This window comes from Streptomyces sp. NPDC006235 (assembly GCF_040613735.1).
In the GTDB taxonomy this organism is placed as follows: domain Bacteria; phylum Actinomycetota; class Actinomycetes; order Streptomycetales; family Streptomycetaceae; genus Streptomyces.
Genome location: NZ_JBEXSR010000017.1, coordinates 1 through 20,081, shown reverse-complemented (window position 1 = coordinate 20,081; position 20,081 = coordinate 1). Strand labels below are relative to the sequence as shown.

Genomic DNA, 20,081 nt, shown 5'->3' with positions numbered 1-20,081 from the left:
CCGGCCCCGGTCCCGGCCCCGGCCTCGCTCCCGGTACCGGCCCCGGTCTCGGCCACCGTCGTCCCGGTCCCCATCACCGTCGTCCCACTCCCACTCCCACTCCCGCTCCCGCTCACCATCGCCCCGGTCTCGCTCCCGCTCCCGCTCCCGCTTTCCGAGCCCGCCACCCCAGGTGAGCACCGGCTCACCGTCGATCGCGCCCCGGCCCCTTCGCCCGCCGGTATCGGCGCGTCCCCTCCCGCTCCCGAACCGCCGCGCCTCACAGCAACCCGTGTTCCCCGGCGATCCGCGCCGCGTCGAACCGATTCCGGCCGCCCAGCTTCTTGATCGCGGCTGACGTCAGATTCCGTACCGTTCCCGCCGCCAGATACAGCTCGCCCGCGATCTCCTTCACGGTGGCCCCGCCGGCCGTCAGCCGCAGGACGTCCATCTCCCTGGTGCTCAGGGACAACTCCCCGACGGCGACGGGCCGCAGCAGCGACGGATCGACGGTCAGGCAGCCGCCCGCGACACCCATGAGCGTCGTGACGAGCTGGGGCAGCCGGGCGTTCTTCGGCACGACGCCCAGCGCCCCGGCCGCCACGGCCCGGTCCACGACCGACGACGTGGCCGCTCCCACCATCAGCGCGACACCGCACTTGGGATGCCGGCTCCGTACGTCGGTGGCGACGCGCAGCGCCTTGCCGCCCATCGTGGACTCGCCGAGCAACAGCACCGTCGGCCGGTGCCGTTCCACGGCCGGCTGGACGGAGTCGTACGACGTGGCCAGGCCGACGACCTCCAGTCCGTCGACGCCGTTGAGCGTCTCGGCGAAGGCCTCCAGCACGAGTTGGTGATCACCTGCGAGGACTATGCGTATCGACATGCTCGACCCCCCGTACGGCAGGACTAAGGCAAAGACTCGGGAAAAACAGTGGAATTGATGAGATGTCAGATCTGGGTCAGACGGAGGGGGCGCGCCACGGCTCGTGCAGCCGGGCCAACCGCTCCACCACCGCCTGGGCCGCCTTCTCGAGGCTGGAGCCGTCACGCCCCACGTCGACCTCGATGTGCTCGGCGCCGGCCGGCAGGGAAGCCGCGACGACACGCGACAGGACGCGGAAGAACGGGGCCAGTTCCTCGCCTCCGCTTCCGTCCGGGACGACCACGACGCCGGCGGTGACCGGCCCGAGGTCGGCGGCGATCTGACCGGTCAGCGCGGCGAAGCTCTCCGGCCGTTCCACATCGGCTTGATAGGGCAGTGCGACCAGTCCGATTCCGGCCAGTTCCTTGCACAGGAACGCCGCGTTCGTGGCGGCGTCGTCACCGCGCCCGGGGTGCCCCGCGCCGACCACCGCGACGGCGGCACCCAACGCGCAGAGCTGACTGGCGACCCGCCGCCCGACGCCGGTGGTGCCGTCGACGACAAGGGCGACACAGCCGTGCAAAGGCGGTAGTACATGTGCGACTGTGTGCGACACCGGAACTCCTGACCGGGTAACGTGGCCAATATGTGAACGATCTGCGGGGGTCCTTCGCATGCCTGCGACGCTCCTCCGTGCCGCGTCGCCGCTTCGGAAGTCGGCGCGGCCGCCCGGTCCGGACATGTGGTTCACATGTGGTTCAAGGGGGAGGCGCCACGTGGACGAGGTATCGCCACTCGATCAGCAGACCCTCGCGGTGTACCGCGCGATCCTTTTCCACAAGCAACATGATCCGGACAAGCTCGCCGAGCTCCTCGACATCAGCTGCGACGAGGTGCACAACGCGCTCACGCGCCTGTCCGACCTGTCGTTGCTGGCCCCGTCCCAGGACTCACCCGGCACCCTGCGCGCGGTGAACCCGTCGCTCGGCCTGAAGGTCCTGCTCCAGCGGGAACAGGACGAACTGGCCTGGCGGCAGCAGCGCATCGAGCAGAACCGGGCCGCGCTAGCGGCGCTCGCCGCCGAGTACACGGCGTCGGCCGGGTCCGGCTCGGACGGCACGGAACAGCTCGACAACGTGGACGAGATCCGCACCCGGCTGGAGGCGCTCGCCGAGTCGTGCCAGCAGGAGTCCCTGGTCTTCCACCCCGTGGGCGGCCTGACCAAGGAGGCGATCGAGGCGTCCCGGCCGCTGAACGAGCGGGCACTGGCCCGGGGCGTCCGCTTCCGTTCGATCTACCTCGACAGCGCCGTCAACGACCGGGTGACGAGAGCCCACGCCCAGTGGATGGCGGAGCACAACAGCGAGATCCGCACGTCGCCGACCCTGCCGATGAGGCTGCTCATCATCGACACGACCGCGGCCATCGTGGCCAACCTGCCCGGCCAGACGGGCCCCGCGGCCCTGATGTTCCACAGCCGGCCGGTGGTGCTCGCCATGCGGGCCCTGTTCGAGGCGTACTGGGAACACGCGAGCCCGTTCCATCAGAACTCCTCACCCGACGACGACCCGCAGGGGCTCACGCCGCAGGAGCGCAAACTCCTCCAGCTCCTGGCCACCGGCCTCACCGACGAGGCGGTGGCCCGGGCGCTCGGCATCGGAGTCCGCACGGAGCGCCGCATCATGGCGGAGCTCATGGAACGCCTGGGCGCCTCCAGCCGCTTCGAGGCGGGAGTCCAGGCGGCCCGCCGCCAGTGGATCTGACAGCCGGCCGCCGGTCGGTCCGCCGGATGCGGGGAGATCACCGCTCTGCCTGAGGACCGGGCTGCCAGGTGAAGTCCTCGGTGCTGTCGACCGGCACCTTGTGCCAGGTGAAGTCGTCACCGCCGTGCCCCGGCCCAGGGATCCCGATGAGGTCGGTGCCGCCCAGGGGCAGCGGAGTCCAGGTGAAGTCGTCGGGCGAACCGGGCAGGTGCGGCAGCGGCGGCAGCACGTCGCCGACCGAGCGGTCCGCCTGCGAGACGGCCGAACCGGCCGCCTGCGTCCCCTCGGCCTGCTCGGCGGCCTGCGCCGGCACCGCCCAGGCGAGCGTGGCCAGCACGGCCGAACCGAGGACGACGGCGGCGGAACAGCGGTTGGTGATACGGATCATGGCTGGTCTCCATTCCATGCGTGAGTCAGGACTTTTGTGACGATGCATGGAGCCAGTAGTGCTTCAGCTCCCCCGGACCGTTCCGCGTTCCCCGCGCTTCCCGGCCGCTGATAAGAGAGAACCATCCCCCCACCCCCGCTGTCCGCACCCGGTCACGCCAGGAAGCTGCCTGGCAGGGAGTTGCACGGGCCGGGGGCTGTCCCCCCTCACGCGCGGTGGCTCGCCGGATGGGCGGCGGCAGGTGTGAGAAGTGATCGTGTACCAACGGGTTTCCACGACGGGCTTCCCGTTCGCCGGGCGACCACGACGACGGATCACGAAGGGGGAACGGTGAAGCGTCCTACGGAGCACACTCCGGCCCGCCGCACGCTGCTGGCGGCCGGCCTGGCGGCAGCAGCCGGTGCCGGAACCATGTGGGGTACGACCGGGAAGGCCGTCGCAGGCGGACGGAGGGGACCGGTGGCGTACGGGGCGGTGGACGCCGAAGTGGCGCGCATGGAAGCCGGGTTGATCGAGCTGCGGCGGGACCTCCACCGGCACCCCGAACTGCCGGGGGAGGAACGCCGTACCGCCGACGTGGTGGCCCGGGAACTGAGAGCGGCCGGGCTGAGCGTCACCACCGGGATCGGCGGCCACGGCGTGGTCGCTGTCCTGCACGGCACGCGCCCGGGCCGGACGGTCGCGTACCGGGCCGACATGGACGCCGTGCCGCCCAAGGACATCGTCGGGGGCGGTCAGGCAGCGGCCCACCTCTGCGGGCACGACATCCACACCACGGTGGCCCTGGGCGTCGCCAACGTCCTGGCCCGGCTGCGGCGGCACCTGAGCGGCACGGTGGTGTTCCTCTTCCAGCCCGCCGAGGAGAGCCTGTCCGGAGCCCGCGCATTGATCGAGGCGGGCGTGCTGGAGCGCACCCGCGTCGAGGAGATCCACGCGCTGCACTGCGGGCCCTTCCCCGTCGGACGGTTCGCCGTGACCGGGGGCTACGGGATGCCGGGCCAGGACAAGGCGGAGGTGACCCTCCAGGGCCCGGACGCACCCGAGGCCGCGCGGCGCCTGGCCGCCGAGATCGGCGCGCTCGCCACGGTGACACCCCCGCAGACGCCCGCGGACATCGAGCGGATGGTCACCGACGCCCAGACGCCCGACGGCCCGCTCGCCCGCTTCGTCGCCCTCCGGGCCTCGGCGCAGGACACCAAGGTGAGCGTGTCCTACCGCTGCTGGCCGCAGGAGCGGTACACGGAGATACGCGGGGAGATCCGCCGGCTGGCCACGTCGTACGCGGGAGCCGCCGTGCGCTTCCCCGCCGAGCCGTTCCCGGCCCTGGTCTGCCCGGAACCCGACGCCCGCGCGCTCGCCGAGCACCTGCGCCGCGCACCGGGCCGTGACCCGGTCACCACGCTCCACTCCGCGTTCCCGCCCTTCAGCGGCGAGGACTACGCCCTCTACCTGGACCGCGTCCCCGGCACCTACACCTTCCTCGGCGTCCGCACCCCCGGCGCCCCCGTCACCACCGGCTACCCCCACTTCCCCGACTTCGCGCCGGACGAGCGGTCCATCCGCATCGGGGTACGGGCGATGGCCGGGTGGCTCGCGCACCGGAGTCACCGTTAGGGCGTCCCGTGGGGAAGCGTCAGCACCGAGCCGGTGTGCAGCGTGACGCGTATCGGTGCGAAGTCGACCGCGTCCACGGGGGACTTGCCGGTACCCGGGTTGCGGACGTAGCGCGGATGGGCACCGGCACTGATCTGCCAGCGCAGCCGGTGCCCGGCCGGGAAGCGGTAGGCGGTGGAGCTCATCCGCACGGTGACCTCCGAGGGCGCCTGCCCCACCGTCTCCAACCGGGCCAGCCCGTCACAGACGTTGACGGAGCGCCCCTGCGCGTCCACGTCGCACAGGCGGGTGAAGACGTCGGCGTACCCGGTGTCCGTGGAGACGCTCAGCCGCGCGGAGACGGGACCGAGGAGGTCCACGGGTTCGGCCAACGGCGGCCCGGTGAAGGTCAGAACGTCCTCCCGCCCCTCGAGAACGCTGTTGTCACGGGGCCCGGCCGTCCGGGAGAGCAGGGGTCCGCCGATGGACGGCGTGGGATCGGCGGGGTCGTAGCGCAGGGAGGCCAAGGGGGCGGCGCCTGCGCCGTTCACGCCGCCCGCGGCCCCCGCGCCGGCTCGCCGGCCGAGATGCCCGTCCGCGGTCGGAACCCATGAGGTGGTGGCGGCTAAGACGGACGGCCAGTCGTCGAGGTCCCGCCACACGTCCTCGCCGCCGACGTGCACCCGCACCCGCGTGGGACGCAGCCCGGAGGGCTCGCCGCACAGGTGCGCGCGCAGCCAGGCCAGGCTTTCGGCGAAGACCTCGGGCCAGCCCTGCTGCAAGGCGGAGGCATGGGTCCAGGGCCCGACGAGCAGGGCGGTGTCGCATCCGGCCCGGCGCAGCCGGGCGTACTGCTCGAAGGTCTGGTCGACCAGGGCGTCGTACCGTCCGGTGATCAGGCTCGTCGGGACGCGCAGCCCCTCGGCCGCCCGCGCCAGGGACGCGCCGTCCCAGTACGGGTCGCCGGCCTCCGGGTGCGTCATCACGTCGTCCAGCCACGGCACGTCGCCGAGGGCGGACGCGTACGCCCCGCGCAGGGGCCGCGCGGTGACGATGTCGCGCATACGGCGCTGGAAGCGCAGCGTCGCCCCGGCGAACGGCGCGATCCCCTGGTGCTGGTACGTCATGCCCAGGCCGACGAGCAGGGCGTTCTCCAGCCGGAGCGCGCCGTCCGCGTAGAACAGGGCGTAGGGGTCGTGCAGACCCACCTGCACCACCATGGCCTTCAGCTCCGGCGGCGGGTCCAGGGCGAGCGCCCACTGCACGTATCCCAGGTAACTGGGGCCGATCGTCCCCAACGTCCCGTCGAACCAGGGCTGTCGGCGCAGCCAGGACACCGTGGCCCGGCCGTCGGCGGCCTCGTTGCGCCACAGGTCGAACACGCCGCCCGAGCCGCCGGTGCCGCGGCAGCTCTGCAGGACCACGTGGAAACCCTGTTCGGCGAAGAGCATGCCGTACATGGGGGACCAGGGCAGGCCCCTGCCGTACGGCGAGCGCACCAGGAGGGTCGGGAAATCGCCGGCCGTCCGGGGGAAGTAGTGGTCCGTGACCAGCGGACTGCCGTCGGCGCCCGGCACGACCAACCCCGGCTCCCACCCGACGTCGTGCCGCTTGTCCGGCAGGCCGCGCCACATCGCCCTCATCATCCGCGAGGACAACGGCGGCTTCCCACGTCGTGATGCCATGATTCCCTCCTCTATTTTCGTACGCCGTACGAGAATAGAGGATGCTTGGATGGCGGTGCAGCTTGGATGGCGGTGCAGCTCCACGCCCTCCTCGGCGGTGGAGGGCGCTGCACGGGACGGGAGGACGAAGACGGTGACGCGTGACGGCGGTGGGTCCGCAACCCCGGGGACCGACCCCCAGCAGCTGTGGCTGACCCCCGAGCAGCCCCGCAGGGGCCGCAGGCCGGGCTTCAGCCGCGAGGCGATCACGGCGGCCGCCGTCGCCCTGGCCGACGCCGAAGGACTCGAAGCGGTCACCATGCGGCGGGTCGCCGCACAGGTCGGAGCCGGAGTCATGTCGCTCTACAGCTACGCCTCCGACAAGGAGACGCTGCTGGAGCTGATGGTCGACCACGTCAGCGGCGAACTGCCGGCGTCGGAACCTCTCACCGGCGACTGGCGCGCCGACCTGAAGACCATCGCCCACCGCCAGCGCGACCTCATGCTCCGCCACCCGTGGCTGCCCGCCGCTCTCTCCACCCGCCGCAGCCCGGGCCCCCACACCCTGGCGTTCCTGGAACACGCCCTCGCCGCCCTGCGCCCCACCGGTCTGGACGGCGCGGCGAAGCTGGAGGTCTTCGCCCAGCTCACCGCGTTCGTCGCCGGACACGTCACCTACGAGATCACGCAGGCGGCAGCGGCCAGGTCCCCCGACCGGGCCGCTGCGGAAGCCCGTTACCTCGCCACCGTCGCCGCGGACGGTCACCACCCGGAACTCGCCGAAGCCCTCGCGGCCCCCGCCCGCACCGTGACGCCCGACGCCACCTTCACCCGCTTCCTCAACCGCCTGATCGACGGCCTCGCCACTGACTGATCCCGCTGCGAACAGGCCCTGCACACGGGATCAACTGCGGGGCAGGAGGAGGCGGGAGAGGACGGCGGTGGCGAACAGGAGCGCGGCGACGGCGAGCAGGCCGATGCGCATGCCCGGGAGGGAGAAGTCCCCACCGGGGCCGGCGAGCAGACTGCCGAACAGGGCGACGGACAGTGCGCCACCGGTCTGGCGAAGGGAGTTGAGCAGCCCGGACGCGGTGCCCGCGCGCTCCTGCGGGACGGCGTCCATCAGCAGCGCGGTCACCGCGGGCACCGCGAGCGCCCCGCCGATGCTCAACGGCAGCAGCAGGACCAGTACCAGCCACACCGGGGTGTGCGCGGCCAGCGGCAGCAGGGCCAGCATCGCCCCGGTGAAGACCAGCTGCCCGGCGACGATCACCGGCCGCCGCCCGATCCGCTCCGCCAGCCGCGGCGACACCAGGTTGGTCGCCGTCACCACGGCCGACATCGGGACGAACATCAGCCCGGCCGCGATCGCCGACATCCCGCGCAGCTGCTGGTAGTACAGCCCGAGCAGGAAGATCCCGCCGTAGAAGGCGGCGTTGAGGGCGAAACCGACCGCGAGCGGGACGGCCACCCGGCGGTCCCTCAGCATGCCCAGCGGGACCATGGGCTGCCGGTGCCGGGCCTCCACCGCGTAGAAGGCGTACCCGGAGGCGAGGGCGAGCGCGGCAGCGACCAGTACGGGGCCGCTGGTCCAGCCGAGGTGGCCGCCCTCGATCACCGCGAAGGCCAGTCCGGCCAGGGCCAGTACGGCGGTGAGCTGACCGCCGCCGTCCAGTGCGGCGGGCCGGCGCGGGGAGCGCGGCACCCGCACCAGCAGGCCCAGGATCACCGCGCCCACCGGGAGGTTGAGCAGGAAGACCGCCCGCCAGCCGGCCGAGTCGGTGAGCAGCCCGCCCAGCACGGGCCCCGCGGCCATCGCCACCGAGCCGCCGACCGTCCACAGCGCGATGGCGCGGGCACGCGCCCGGGAGTCGTCGTAGGCCTGCCGGATCAGCGCCAGCGAGGCCGGCATCACGATCGCGGCGGCGGCGCCCTGCGCCACGCGCGCCCCGACCAGCACGCCGATGCCGGGCGCGAGCGCGCAGCCGAGCGAGGCGAGGGTGAACAGGGCGACGCCCCACGCGTAGGCGCGGCGGGCGCCGATGCGGTCGGCGAGGGCGCCCGCGGAGAGCATCAGGGCCGCGAACATCAGGGTGTAGGCGTCGACCACCCACTGCAGCCCGGCCATTCCACCGCTGAGGGATTCCCGGATGGCGGGCAGTGCGATGTTCACGGCCGAGACGTCGACGGTGATCACGGTGAACCCGAGCAGCGAAGCGACCAGCGCGACGCCGCCGCGCCGCGGCAGTGCGGGGTCCCCGGCAGGCGGCGACCCGCTTGTCCGGGCCGGGGACGGAGACGGGGCGGGGGTGGCCGGCATGGTGAACTCCTGGTGCGAGGGACGACTTCACGGCGAAGACCGGGCGGGCGGCCGCAACCCGTTTCCGAGGCCGCGGACCGGTGTCACGCACCCCCTGGGCCCCGGCGGACGGGCCGCCCGCTCCGGCAGCTCGACTCTCCTCCCGCACGCGGCCGCGCGGCAGACCGCGCTGTACCCGGGGTGCGGCGTTCCAGGCCCTGACACGGCCCCCCACGCTCCTCGACCGCCTGCGACAATGGCCGGATGGCAGCAGCGGACACGAGGGGCACGGAGCTCGGCCGATATCTGAAGGCCCGCAGGGCGCAGGTACGGCCGGAGGACGTCGGTCTCCCGGCCGGCGCGGGCCTGCGCCGCACTCCCGGACTGCGCCGTGAGGAACTGGCGGCGCTGGCCGGAGTGAGTGTCGACTACTACATCCGTCTGGAGCGCGGCCGGGAGACCAACCCTTCCCCCGCCGTCGTGGACGCCCTGGGCCGCGCCCTGCGGCTGCGGGGCGACGGTTACGAACGCCTGCACGAGCTCGCGGAGCTGGCCTCCGGCCGGCCCTCCGAGCTGCCGGCCTGCTCGGACCACACCGTCCGCGAGTCGGTCCTGCGGATGCTGGAGTCGGTGCGCCCGCTGCCCGCGTACGTGGTGAGCCGCTACAACCGTCTCCTGGCCGCGAACCCGCCCGGCCGGCGGCTGATGCCCGGACTCTGGGACTGGCCCGAGAACCAGCGCAACCTGACCCGCTACCTCTTCCTGCACCCGGTCGGCCGGACGCTCTACGAGCCGTGGGAGGAAACCGTCACCTCCTCGGTGGCACACCTGCGGGCGGTCGCCGGGGCCGACCCGGACGATCCCGAGCTGACCGGGCTCGTCGGCGAACTGATCCTGAAGTCGGCGAAGTTCGCGCAGCTCTGGGAGCGGTACGACGTCTGCGAACGCGGCGGCGGACAGAAGTGCTTCCAGCACCCGAAGGCCGGCCCGATGACCCTCACCTACGAGGTCATGCGACTGGCCCGGACGGGCGGCCAGCGCATGGTGGTCTACCAGGCCGCCCCCGGCACCCCGGACGAAACGGCCATGCTCCGCCTGGACCCCGCGCACACCCAGGCGAAGCCGCCGCCCCCGGAGTCGGCCGCCGAGCCCCGCCCCGCCGCCGAGCCCTCCCCGACCCACGCCTCGACCGGCTGACCCCTGCCGCTGGAGCCGCCGGTGCGAGCACGCTTGTTGCCGGGCCCGGCCGGGGGTTATCCGGGGATGGTGCCGGGGTCGACTCCGGTCAGATCACAGCTCGCGTCCCACAACCGCGCCGCGACGGAGGTGTCGGCGAGATGGTTCCACACCGGTTCACGCCGGGGCTTGCCGCGCAGGCGCCGCAGACGCGTGGTCCCCACAGCTGTCCTCCTCGCACGGTCGGGTCGAGCACCGCGCGGACCGCGCGCCACGCGCCGGCGTGCTTGCCTTGGACGAGGAGGGCGGCTGGTGCTCCACAGAGCCGCGCACCGGCGGTCCGCGTATGGACCGGTGGCCGTGACGGGGTGAGGGAGTCGAGAGCGCCCCAGGGATGGACCACCACGCTCATCACCGTGCTGCCGACGGCACGCAGGCGGCGGTCGAGTTCGAGGCCGGAGTACATCTGCGCCAACTTGGAACGTCCGTAGGTGCGCTTGGGCCGGTAGTCCCTCCGGGACTGGAGGTCGTCGAGGTCGAGCCGCTCGGACTTCGCCGCGAAGCTGCCCGTGGTCACGATGCGGGCCGCAGGCGCGGCCGACAACAGCGGCATCAGCCAGTGGGTCAGCGCGAAGTGCCCGAGGTGGTTCGTGCCGAACATGATCTCGTGACCGTCCCCGGTCTCCCGGCGCGGCGGGTCGTCGAGCGCGACGCCGGCGTTGTGGACCACCGCGTCGAGGTGTTCCACCTCCAGCGATTCCACCGCGGTTCCGAGCGACGAGAGGTCGGCGAGGTCCAGTCGTACGGCCCGCACCCGTGCGCCAGGGACACGCGAGCGGATCGAGGCCGTGGCGACTTCGGCCTTCGCGGGATTCCGGCTCCCCGGAACGACCGTGGCTCCGGTCACGGACAGCTGCTCCGCGACGAAGTACCCGATGCCGGCGTTGCCGCCGGTGACCAGGAAGACACTGCCCTCGGCGCGTGGCAGCCGTTGGACATCTCAGGTCAGGACGGAAGAGGTGGACGACATGACGGCGGGGCTCCTCGCTGTTGGAGCGGCTGCGGTTGGCTCGCAGCCCGGCTCGACGCCTACGGTTCCAGCGGCCCCCGACACCTCGCCTATGGATCACCGACAGCCCCACTCGGCGGCCGACATCCCGCCGACGCGCTGCCGGCCGTCGCAGCCCGCCGTCGGCTCCGAGCCTCACAGTGGCCAAGGGGACTTCGGGTGGCCGCGGCCGGTTCCCGGACCAGTGGCGTGATCACGGCGTGGCCAGTGACCCTCTGCGACCCGGCCCCGGCAGATGCGTTCTCTTCGGCGTCGACGGCACGTTGATCGACGCCGTGGACGACCAGCGCCGCGTCTGGGCCAGTTGGGCGGATCGATACGGGCTGGACGCGACGGAGGTCTACGAGCACCGGGTGCGCGGGCGATGTGCTCGGACGGGCCTGCCGGTCCCGCGCGTCATCGAGGACGCCCCGTCCGGAGCCGAAGCAGGCCTGCGCGAAGCGGTCCCCGACGTCCTCGTCTTCGGCCGGCCGGAGGGATCAGCCGGAGCGGGTGATCACGGCACTGCGGCGTGCGGCGACGCGGCCGTTCCGCAGCTGTGCGACCGCCGGTCCATGGCGTGGACGGACGAGCGGTATGGATCTTGGTTCTGGGACGATGCCCGCATGACTGATGGGATACGGAACGCGTATCTGGAGGCGGCCGAGAAGGCCGTGGACCTGCTGGCCACCGAGCAGGTGGCGCGCTGCTGGAAGGACGAGTCCGTGCTCGCCGGGATGTCGGTGGGCGGACTGGCCGGTCACCTCGCTCGGAGCGTCCTGCAGGTCGAGTGGTTCCTCGACGGCCAGGTGCTCGGCGCGGAACCGGTGTCGCCGGTGCGGTACTACGCGCGACTCGTCGGCACATCGAAGCCGGACTCGGCACTGAATGTCGGGGTGCGTGCCCGCAGCGAGGAAACAGCCGCCGCCGGTCCCGCTGCCGTCGCCGAGCAGGCACGGGTGGCGTGGGAGCGGCTGACGCGACGGCTGAGCACGGAGCCGGTCGATCGACGGGTGGAAGTCCTCCACCGGCCGGGAGAGGAGATGCTGCTCGACGGCTACCTGCAGACCCGTTGTGTCGAGCTGGCGGTGCACATCGAAGACCTCGCGCTCAGCGTGGGCACTGATCACCGGGTGCCCGACGCCGCCCTCGCCACAGCGGTGGACGTCCTCGTCGCAGCCGCCCGCGACCGGCACGGCGACCAGGCCGTGTTGCATGCGCTGGCCAGGCGCGAGCGCGACGTTCACCAGGCCCTGCGCGTGCTGTAGCCCGGTTTCGAGGTGCTGCCGGATCTGTCGCCGTCATAACGGTGCCCTCATTTCGCGGCTACGACCCGGACCAGCGTGCAGGGAAGGACCGTTAGCGAGCCGACCGTCCGGCATGTCGCACGGAGTTCGATACTTCGTTCAGCGATCGAAAGCTATGGCCATCCCTGCCGGGCGTCAATATCTCTGCCGAAGAAGGCCGCTTTCGCGTCGGGCGGCCGGCGGGCCGTCAGCCTCGTCCGCTGCCCCGCGTTACCCAAACGTGATGGCCCGCTTCTCGCGCAACCTCTTGACCAGAAGTGACGGTGGGCGCTCATATGACCTCCCCATCACTGACCACTCGAGGGAGGTACGGCCGTGGCACATCCGGCGCACAGCGGCACCTTCCCGACGGGTGGCGTGCAACGATTAGACGGCATTCCTTAGACGGCACTTCGTAGACAGCACTTCCTGTCGCGGAAGCCGGGCGAGGTGACCGCCCGTACTCCCTGCGACGCGGCCCGACCGGTTCGCCTCCGGTCGTCATCGAGCCCGGACCCATCGCCCCCGTCGGCGACTCATCACCCGCGTCGGCCGGGCGACGCCGGCGTCACGCCGACCACTTCCGCTTCGCGGCCACGCATGTTCAATATTTCGAACGCTGGTCGACTCTCAGAACACCATCACTTCCACGCTTCCCGACCGAACGTCAGAAGCCGCATGCACACGGGTCCATTCCCCGGGCCGGCTCAACGAAGGAGATCAAGCATGCTCAGCAGAAGGAACTTCCTCACCGCGGCGGTCGGTGTGGCGGCTGCGACCGGACTCGCGGCCTGCGCCAAGGAGGACGGCAGCTCTTCCGCCGCCGCCGGCAGCGGCAGCAAGGCGATCACCCTCGGCTTCTCCCAGGTCGGTTCGGAGAGCGGCTGGCGCACCGCCAACAGCGACTCCGTGAAGTCGGCGGCGAAGGACGCGGGTTACACCCTCAAGTTCTCCGACGCCCAGCAGAAGCAGGAGAACCAGATCTCCGCGATCCGCAACTACATCGCGCAGAAGGTCGACGTCATCGCCTTCTCGCCGGTGGTCGTCACCGGCTGGGACGCCGTGCTCAAGGAGGCCAAGGCCGCGAAGATCCCGGTGGTCCTCACCGACCGCTCCGTCGAGACCTCCGACGACTCCCTGTACGTGACCCTGGTGGGCTCCGACTTCACGGATGAAGGCCGGCGCGCCGCCAAGATCCTGGAGAAGGTCCTGGAGAAGGCGGGCCACAAGGGCGCCGTGAAGATCGCCCAGCTGGAGGGCACCACCGGCGCCGCCCCCGCGATCGAACGCGCCAAGGGCTTCAAGGAGGTCATGGAGGCGGACCACGCGGACGACTGGAAGGTCGTCGTCAGCCAGACCGGTGACTTCACCCGGGCCGGCGGCAAGCAGGTCATGGCGGCCTTCCTCCAGTCCAACCCGGACATCAACGTGCTCTTCGCGCACAACGACGACATGGCCATCGGCGCCATCCAGTCCATCGAGGCGGCCGGCAAGAAGCCCGGCAAGGACATCCTCATCGTCTCCATCGACGGCGTGAAGGACGGCTTCGTCGCCATGTCCGAAGGCAAGATCAACGCCATCGTCGAGTGCAACCCGCTGCTCGGCCCGCAGCTGATGGAGGTCGTGAAGAAGGTCAAGGACGGCGAGACGGTCGAACGCTGGATCAAGACCAAGGAGAGCGACTTCATGCAGGACCAGGCCAAGGACGCGCTCCCCACCCGCAAGTACTGACCGACCGTCCCCACCGGCGGGAGCCTCCGGCCGGCCGGCATCCCCGGCCGGGAGGCTCCCCGCGGACCTGGACCATTCACGAGGAGCGCTGCCATGGCAGAGCCGCGGCCCGTCCTGGAGATGACGGGCATAGTCAAAGAGTTTCCGGGGGTACGGGCTCTGTCGGGCGTCGACTTCCGGCTCTTCCCCGGCGAGATCCACGCCTTGATGGGCGAGAACGGCGCGGGGAAGTCCACCCTCATCAAGGTGCTGACGGGCGTCTACTCCCTGGACGGCGGCACGATCACCCTGGACGGCGAGTCCGTACGGTTCGGCAGCCCGCTGCAGGCGCAGCAGGCCGGCATCAGCACGGTCTACCAGGAGGTCAACCTCTGCCCCAACCTGTCGGTGGCGGAGAACATCTTCATCGGACGCGAACCCACCCGCGCCGGCCGCATCCAGTGGAAGCGGATGCGCAAGGAGGCGGCGGAGCTGGTCGACCGGCTCGGACTGGACATCGACGTCGCCGCGCCGCTGTCCTCGTACCCGCTGGCCGTGCAGCAACTGGTCGCGATCGTACGGTCGGTGGGCACCGGCGACCGTGACGCCGCGGGATCCGGCACCAAGGTGCTGGTCCTCGACGAGCCGACCTCCAGCCTCGACCGCGACGAGGTCCTCGAACTGTTCCGTCTGATGCGGCGGTTGAGGGACGAGGGCGTCGCGATCCTGTTCGTGTCGCACTTCCTCGACCAGATCTACGAGGTCTGCGACCGCATGACCGTCCTGCGCAACGGCACCCTGGTCGGCGAGCACCTGGTCCGCGACCTCGACCAGGTCGGGCTGATCGAGCTGATGATCGGCAAGGCCCTGGACCAGCTCGAGGAACTGCACGAGCACCAGCTGCGCTCCGACGTCGGCGAGACCCTGGTCAAGGCCGAGGGGCTCGGCCGCACCGGCGGGATCGCCCCCTTCGACCTGCAGATCAACAAGGGTGAAGTGCTCGGCCTCGCCGGCCTCCTGGGATCGGGCCGCACCGAACTCGCCCGGCTGCTGTTCGGAGCCGACCAGCCCGACAGCGGCAAGGTGACCATCGGCGGCAAGCAGGTCTCGATGAGCGCCCCGAACGACGCCATCGCGGCCGGTGTGGCGTTCTGCTCGGAGAACCGCAAGAGCGAGGGCCTGGTCCCCGACCTGACGGTGCGCGAGAACATCATCCTCGCCCTCCAGGCGGCCCGCGGCTGGACCCGGCCCATCCCGGCCTCCCAGCGCGACGAACTCGTCGCCCAGTACATCAAGGCGCTGGACATCCGCCCCGCCGACCCGGAGGCCCGCGTGGGCCGGCTCAGCGGCGGCAACCAGCAGAAGGTACTGCTCGCCCGCTGGCTGATCACCCAGCCCAAGCTGCTGATCCTGGACGAGCCGACGCGCGGCATCGACATCGGCGCGAAGACGGAGATCCAGAAACTGGTGGTGTCCCTCTCCGAGGACGGCATGTCGGTGCTGTACATCGCGGCCGAACTGGAGGAGGTGCTCCGGCTCAGCCACACCATCGGAGTGCTGCGCGACCGCCGGCTGGTGGCGCGGCTGACCAACGGGCCGGAGATCACCACCAGCAAGATCCTCGAGACCATCGCGAGCGGAGAACACCAGTGACCACCACCTCCCGCTGGCGAGCACTGACGCATCACCACCTGTTCTGGCCGGTCGCGGTCCTCATCGCCCTGCTGCTCGTCAACGTCCCCTTCACGCCCGACTTCTTCTCGATCAACATGACGGACGGCCACCTCTACGGCAGCCTCGTCTCCATCGTGCTGTTCGGCTCACCGCTGATCCTGGTCGCGGTCGGCATGACCCTCGTCATCGCCACCGGCGGCATCGACCTCTCCGTCGGCGCCGTGGTCGCCATCACCGGCGCCCTGACCTGTTCGTACATCAGCGACCAGACCGACCAGAACACCCTGTCCGCGGTGTTCCTGGCGATGGGCATCGGGCTGGTGGCCGCGGTCGTCTGCGGTCTGTGGAACGGCTTCCTGGTGGCCAGGATGGGGATCCAGCCCATCATCGCGACCCTCATCATCATGGTCGCGGGCCGAGGTGTCGCCCAGCTGGTCACCGACGGCCAGATCATCACCGTCAACAGCGAGCCGTACAAGCTGATCGGCGGCGGCTACTGGCTGACCCTGCCCTTCTCCATCTTCGTCGTCGCCGCGGTGGTGGCCGTCACCGTGGCGCTGACCCGCCGCACGGCGCTCGGCCTGCTGGTCGAATCGGTCGGCGGCAACGCCGAGGCCAGCCGCCTGGTCGGCATCAGGTCCACCCGCATCAAGATCATGGTCTACATGTTCTGCGCGCTGTGCGCGGGCATCGCGGGCCTGATGATCAGCTCCAACACCTCGGCCGCGGACGGCAACAACGCCGGCCTGTGGATCGAACTCGACGCGATCCTCGCCGTGGTGATCGGCGGCACCTCGCTGCTCGGCGGCCGGTTCTCCATCGGCGGCACGGTGGTCGGCGCCCTCGTCATCCAGACCCTGACCACCACGATCTACACCATCGGCGTGCCGACCCAGACCAACCTGGTCTTCAAGGCCGCCGTCGTCATCGTCGTCTGCCTGCTGCAGTCCCCGAAGTTCCGGGCCAAGGTCTTCGGCGCGAAGGGCCCCAAGGGCCCGCGCCAGGGCGCCGCCCCGGTGGAGCCCGCTCCGGCGACCGACGCCGCCCCGAAGATGGAGGTGTCGCGATGAGCGCGACCACCCAGACCCCCAAGGCGGCTCCGAGCGGCAGCACCGCCTCCCGTACCCGTGCCGCGCGCCTGCTCGGCGACCCGCGCCTGCCGGTCCTGGTCACGGCCGCCCTGTTCATCGCCATGTACGTCGCCGGCCTCAGCCGGTACCAGAACTACGGCTTCGCCGAACCCCAGGTGTTCCTCAACCTGTTCATCGACAACGGCTATCTCCTGGTCGCCGCCATCGGTGCCACCTTCGTCATCATGTCGGGCGGCATCGACCTGTCCGTGGGCTCGATGATCGGCTTCACCACCATGTTCACGGCGTGGCTGGTGGAACGTCAGGGACTGCCGCTGCTGCTGGTCGTCCCCCTCGCACTGGCCGTCGGCGCCTTCGGCGGCTTCCTGATGGGCTACGTCATCCACAACTTCGAGATCCAGCCCTTCATCGTCACCCTCGCCGGGCTCTTCCTCTTCCGCGGGCTGTGCCTGGTCATCAGCAAGGAGTCCATCTCCATCAACGACGCTGCGGTGGGCACCCTGGCCCAGACGCGGGTGTCGCTGGGCATCGGGGACCTGTCGATCGGCGCCCTCGTGGCCCTGATCGTCCTCGCCGTCGCCGCCTACGTACTCCACTACACCCGCTTCGGACGCCGTGTGTACGCCATCGGCGGCAACGAGCAGTCGGCCCTGCTCATGGGCCTCCCCCTGGGCGGCACGAAGATCGCCGTGTACACGGTGAGCGGCTTCTGCTCGGCCCTGGCAGGCCTGCTGTTCATGCTCTACATCCAGTCGGGCGACCCGCTGCACGCCGTCGGCATGGAACTCGACGCCATCGCCGCCGTGGTCATCGGCGGCACCCTGCTGACCGGCGGCTCCGGTTATGTGCTGGGCACGCTCTTCGGTGTCCTGGTCCTGGGTCTGATCAAGAGCGTCATCACGTTCGAGGGGACGCTCAGCTCCTGGTGGACGAAGATCGCGACAGGTGTGCTGCTGTGCGCCTTCATCCTCATCCAGCGGACCATGACGGCACGCCGGAAGACCTGACCGGCCAAGGCACGGCGAGAGTCGAAGAAAGGACAGGAAATGCACATGCGCGCGCTTCTCTCACGGCTGTCGGCGATATTGCTGGCCGCCTGCCTCCTCTTGACAGGCCAGGCCCTGACCACACCTGACCGGGCCGCCGCCGCCGACCCGGGCTACCTGATGACGCACTTCATCGGCGAGGGCGCGACCGGTCAGCAGATCTACTTCTCGCACAGCACGGACGGCCTGAACTGGAGTGACCTCAACGGCGGCGGGATGACCCTGCGCTCGACCGTGGGCACCCGTGGCGTGCGCGACCCCGCACTGGTCAGAGCCCCCGGCGGTGACAAGTACTGGATCATCGCGACCGACCTGTGCATCGGCTGCGGGCAGTCATGGGACGACTCCATGAACAACGGCAGCCGCAACCTCGTGGTGTGGGAGTCGACGGACCTGGTCACCTGGTCGCAGCCACGGCTCCTCAACGTCGCCGGCGCGATCCCCGACGGCCGCAACGCCTGGGCACCCGAGGCCATCTGGAACCCCGAGACCAACGACTACGTCCTGTACTGGGCGACGAACGCCACCCTCAACGGCGTCCTCAAACACCGCATCTACTACGCCCGCACCACCGACTTCCGCACCATCACCACCCCGCAGCTCTACATCGACCGCCCCGGCACCCAGAACATCATCGACACCCAGATCGTCGAAGTGCCGTCGGGCGTCGGCAACTACCGCTACGTCCGGGCCTCCGGCGACGGCCAGATCACCCTCGAGGGCAGCAACTCGATCCTCGGCACGTGGACCAACCTCGGCAACCTCTCCGGCATCGGCCTGACCGGCTCCCAGGTCGAAGGCCCGATGTGGATGAAGTTCAGGGACCGCAACGAGTGGACCCTGTACCTAGACCAGTACGCCTCCGGCCGCGGCTACATGCCGGTCACCACGATCAACCCCTCCGCCCCCAGCACCTACCGCCTCCCCGCATCGGGAAGCTACAACCTGGGCGGGACGAAGAAGCGCCACGGCGCGATCCTCCCCCTCACGGCCGCCGAGGAGAACCGCGTCCTCACACGCTGGCCCAACACCCCGGCCAAGCGGCTCCAGTCCTTCAACTTCCAGGACCGCTACGTCCGGCACACCAACTTCGACGTACGCATCGACCAGAACATCACCGGCCCGGACGCCCAGTTCCGGCCCCGCCCCGGCCTGGCGGGCTCGGGCACCGTCTCCTTCGAGTCGGTCAACTTCCCCGGCCACTTCCTGCGGCACGCCGGATACGACTTCCAACTGGCCCACAACGACGGCACCACCCAGTTCGCCGCGGACGCCACGTTCCGCCAGGTCACCGGCCTCGCCGACTCGTCCTGGTCCTCGTTCCAGTCGTACAACCACCCCGACCGGTACATCCGCCACTACGCCTACGAACTCCGCCTCGACCCGATCACCACGACGACGGCGCGCAGCGACGCGACGTTCCGCGTGACGAACTGAGCCACGCCGACGGGCGATCCCGTGACGTGTCGAGCCCCGCACCTGCGCGAGGCCCCTCGGCCACGGCGGGGCCGCAGACGGTTGCGCCTGCGGCCCTGCTCGGGTGTCAGGGGCAGGACGGTTGCCGCCGTGGATCTTCGACATACCGGGGCCTTCGCTGCATCAGACGCGAGCTGGGGGGAACCGGTGATCCGGATGCCACGCCCTGGATGGCCGGTAGCTACGGGACATCGCTTAAGGCAGGTCGCGGCGGACCAACGCCTGAGCGAATGGTTCTCCGTTGGCCCGGGCGTAGGCCATCCGCTCACGCACCTCGCTGAGGGTGCGTGGGCGGTAGCCGGGGCCGCCGCAACAGCTCTTGTGGAAGCGCACACCGGCGTGCAGCAGCACGGAGAGGGTGCGCCAGGCGGCGGTGTCCCGCCTCTTGGGTGCCGCGAAGGCGGAGCCGACGTGGATCAGTGGTTCGGTGCAGCGTGGACAGACCCGGTCGTGGTCGTGGTAGCCGGGATAGGGCTGCTTGTACGACGCCCGGCAGGGCAGGCAAACGTACGAGGTCTTTCCATGGGCCATGGCGGCAAGGGTAGAGCCGCTGCGGGGTCGGCCTCGACAGATTTCCGGCAGGCTGCACAGCTCTTCAGTAAGGGTGGGGCGGCGACGGCCGACCGTATGTGTGCCGCGCGTACGAAGGCCCTCCCGTCCGACGGACGGAAGGGCCCCAGCCCCGTGTTTCTCTGCGCCCCGGCAGGATACGAACCCGCGACACCCACTTCAGGGGAGAGGCTGGGGCATTCTGCCGGTGACCTGCGTGGAGAGCCTGGCCCCTGCCAGCCGGGCAGTCCGGCGAGACCTGTCAGGTAGGTGCGGGAGTCGGCGCCCATCAGGACGGCTAGGGCCTGTCGTTTGGATCAGGTCGCAGGGAACCGACAGCGCTGATCAGCGCCGGTGAGCGGGGTCTGGTGCGGGCAGCTGCAAGGCGGAGGAGGGCGTCGATGCGGAGCATCGGCAACCGACGACAACGCCGCAGATGCGCGTGCCAGACCCCGCGTCTGCGGCGTGATCCAA

At 70.8% G+C, this 20,081-nt stretch carries 16 protein-coding genes and 1 pseudogene; 10 read left to right on the top strand and 7 right to left on the bottom strand.

The window, feature by feature from the left end; translation table 11 throughout:
• Positions 1–259 precede the first annotated feature (259 nt).
• Positions 260–865 carry a response regulator transcription factor gene (locus tag ABZ192_RS20925; protein WP_356925941.1) on the bottom strand — a complete coding sequence of 202 codons (606 nt, stop codon included), beginning with the start codon at positions 863–865 and terminating at the stop codon, positions 260–262.
• 76 nt (positions 866–941) lie between these two features.
• A complete protein-coding gene (locus ABZ192_RS20920; RefSeq protein WP_356925940.1) occupies positions 942–1,460 on the bottom strand; it encodes a hypothetical protein in 519 nt (172 codons plus the stop codon).
• Between the two features lie 160 nt (positions 1,461–1,620).
• Here ABZ192_RS20920 and ABZ192_RS20915 point away from each other — a divergent pair, with 160 nt between their 5' ends.
• Positions 1,621–2,607 (top strand): helix-turn-helix transcriptional regulator, encoded by a 987-nt coding sequence (locus tag ABZ192_RS20915; RefSeq protein ID WP_086564946.1) that lies wholly within the window; start codon positions 1,621–1,623, stop codon positions 2,605–2,607.
• A gap of 37 nt (positions 2,608–2,644) precedes the next feature.
• On the opposite strand, the gene ABZ192_RS20910 is transcribed toward ABZ192_RS20915, so the two are convergent.
• The gene (locus ABZ192_RS20910; protein WP_356925939.1) at positions 2,645–2,995 is read right to left on the bottom strand and encodes a hypothetical protein; all 351 of its coding nucleotides are present in this window, start codon (positions 2,993–2,995) and stop codon (positions 2,645–2,647) included.
• Between the two features lie 459 nt (positions 2,996–3,454).
• On the opposite strand from ABZ192_RS20910, the gene ABZ192_RS20905 reads away from it, so the two are divergent.
• Entirely contained in the window at positions 3,455–4,609 is a 1,155-nt protein-coding gene (locus ABZ192_RS20905; RefSeq protein ID WP_356926045.1) for an amidohydrolase, read from the top strand.
• On the opposite strand, the gene ABZ192_RS20900 is transcribed toward ABZ192_RS20905, so the two are convergent.
• The gene (locus ABZ192_RS20900) at positions 4,606–6,273 is read right to left on the bottom strand and encodes a CocE/NonD family hydrolase (RefSeq protein ID WP_356925938.1); all 1,668 of its coding nucleotides are present in this window, start codon (positions 6,271–6,273) and stop codon (positions 4,606–4,608) included. The genes ABZ192_RS20905 and ABZ192_RS20900 overlap by 4 nt on opposite strands.
• Before the next feature lie 133 nt (positions 6,274–6,406).
• On the opposite strand from ABZ192_RS20900, the gene ABZ192_RS20895 reads away from it, so the two are divergent.
• Positions 6,407–7,126, top strand: coding sequence for a TetR/AcrR family transcriptional regulator C-terminal domain-containing protein (locus ABZ192_RS20895; protein WP_356926044.1), 720 nt, complete (start codon positions 6,407–6,409; stop codon positions 7,124–7,126).
• A gap of 30 nt (positions 7,127–7,156) precedes the next feature.
• On the opposite strand, the gene ABZ192_RS20890 is transcribed toward ABZ192_RS20895, so the two are convergent.
• On the bottom strand, positions 7,157–8,572 hold the full coding sequence (locus ABZ192_RS20890; protein ID WP_356925937.1) for an MFS transporter: 1,416 nt from the start codon (positions 8,570–8,572) through the stop codon (positions 7,157–7,159).
• A gap of 243 nt (positions 8,573–8,815) precedes the next feature.
• Here ABZ192_RS20890 and ABZ192_RS20885 point away from each other — a divergent pair, with 243 nt between their 5' ends.
• A complete protein-coding gene (locus ABZ192_RS20885; RefSeq protein ID WP_356925936.1) occupies positions 8,816–9,748 on the top strand; it encodes a helix-turn-helix domain-containing protein in 933 nt (310 codons plus the stop codon).
• A 56-nt stretch (positions 9,749–9,804) separates the two neighbouring features.
• Here ABZ192_RS20885 and ABZ192_RS20880 read toward each other — a convergent pair.
• Positions 9,805–10,715, bottom strand: a pseudogene (locus ABZ192_RS20880) (SDR family NAD(P)-dependent oxidoreductase).
• Positions 10,716–10,996: 281 nt separating this feature from the next.
• Between ABZ192_RS20880 and ABZ192_RS20875 the strand changes: the two are divergent.
• The 6 genes from ABZ192_RS20875 (at position 10,997) to ABZ192_RS20850 (ending at position 19,019) form a co-directional block, all read left to right on the top strand.
• On the top strand, positions 10,997–12,043 hold the full coding sequence (locus tag ABZ192_RS20875; RefSeq protein WP_356925935.1) for a maleylpyruvate isomerase N-terminal domain-containing protein: 1,047 nt from the start codon (positions 10,997–10,999) through the stop codon (positions 12,041–12,043).
• A gap of 744 nt (positions 12,044–12,787) precedes the next feature.
• The gene (locus ABZ192_RS20870) at positions 12,788–13,792 is read left to right on the top strand and encodes an ABC transporter substrate-binding protein (RefSeq protein WP_356925934.1); all 1,005 of its coding nucleotides are present in this window, start codon (positions 12,788–12,790) and stop codon (positions 13,790–13,792) included.
• Between the two features lie 93 nt (positions 13,793–13,885).
• A complete protein-coding gene (locus tag ABZ192_RS20865) occupies positions 13,886–15,424 on the top strand; it encodes a sugar ABC transporter ATP-binding protein (RefSeq protein ID WP_356925933.1) in 1,539 nt (512 codons plus the stop codon).
• Positions 15,421–16,515, top strand: a complete 1,095-nt coding sequence (locus tag ABZ192_RS20860) for an ABC transporter permease (RefSeq protein WP_356925932.1) — start codon at positions 15,421–15,423, stop codon at positions 16,513–16,515. Before ABZ192_RS20865 ends, ABZ192_RS20860 begins: the two co-directional genes overlap by 4 nt.
• Positions 16,512–17,543 (top strand): galactofuranose ABC transporter, permease protein YjfF, encoded by a 1,032-nt coding sequence (gene yjfF / locus ABZ192_RS20855; RefSeq protein ID WP_356925931.1) that lies wholly within the window; start codon positions 16,512–16,514, stop codon positions 17,541–17,543. Before ABZ192_RS20860 ends, yjfF begins: the two co-directional genes overlap by 4 nt.
• Positions 17,544–17,588: 45 nt before the next feature.
• Positions 17,589–19,019: a glycoside hydrolase family 43 protein gene (locus tag ABZ192_RS20850; protein ID WP_356925930.1), complete on the top strand. Its 1,431-nt coding sequence runs from the start codon at positions 17,589–17,591 to the stop codon at positions 19,017–19,019.
• Between the two features lie 234 nt (positions 19,020–19,253).
• Here ABZ192_RS20850 and ABZ192_RS20845 read toward each other — a convergent pair whose 3' ends face one another.
• Positions 19,254–19,589, bottom strand: a complete 336-nt coding sequence (locus ABZ192_RS20845) for a deoxyxylulose-5-phosphate synthase (protein WP_356925929.1) — start codon at positions 19,587–19,589, stop codon at positions 19,254–19,256.
• Positions 19,590–20,081 lie beyond the last annotated feature (492 nt).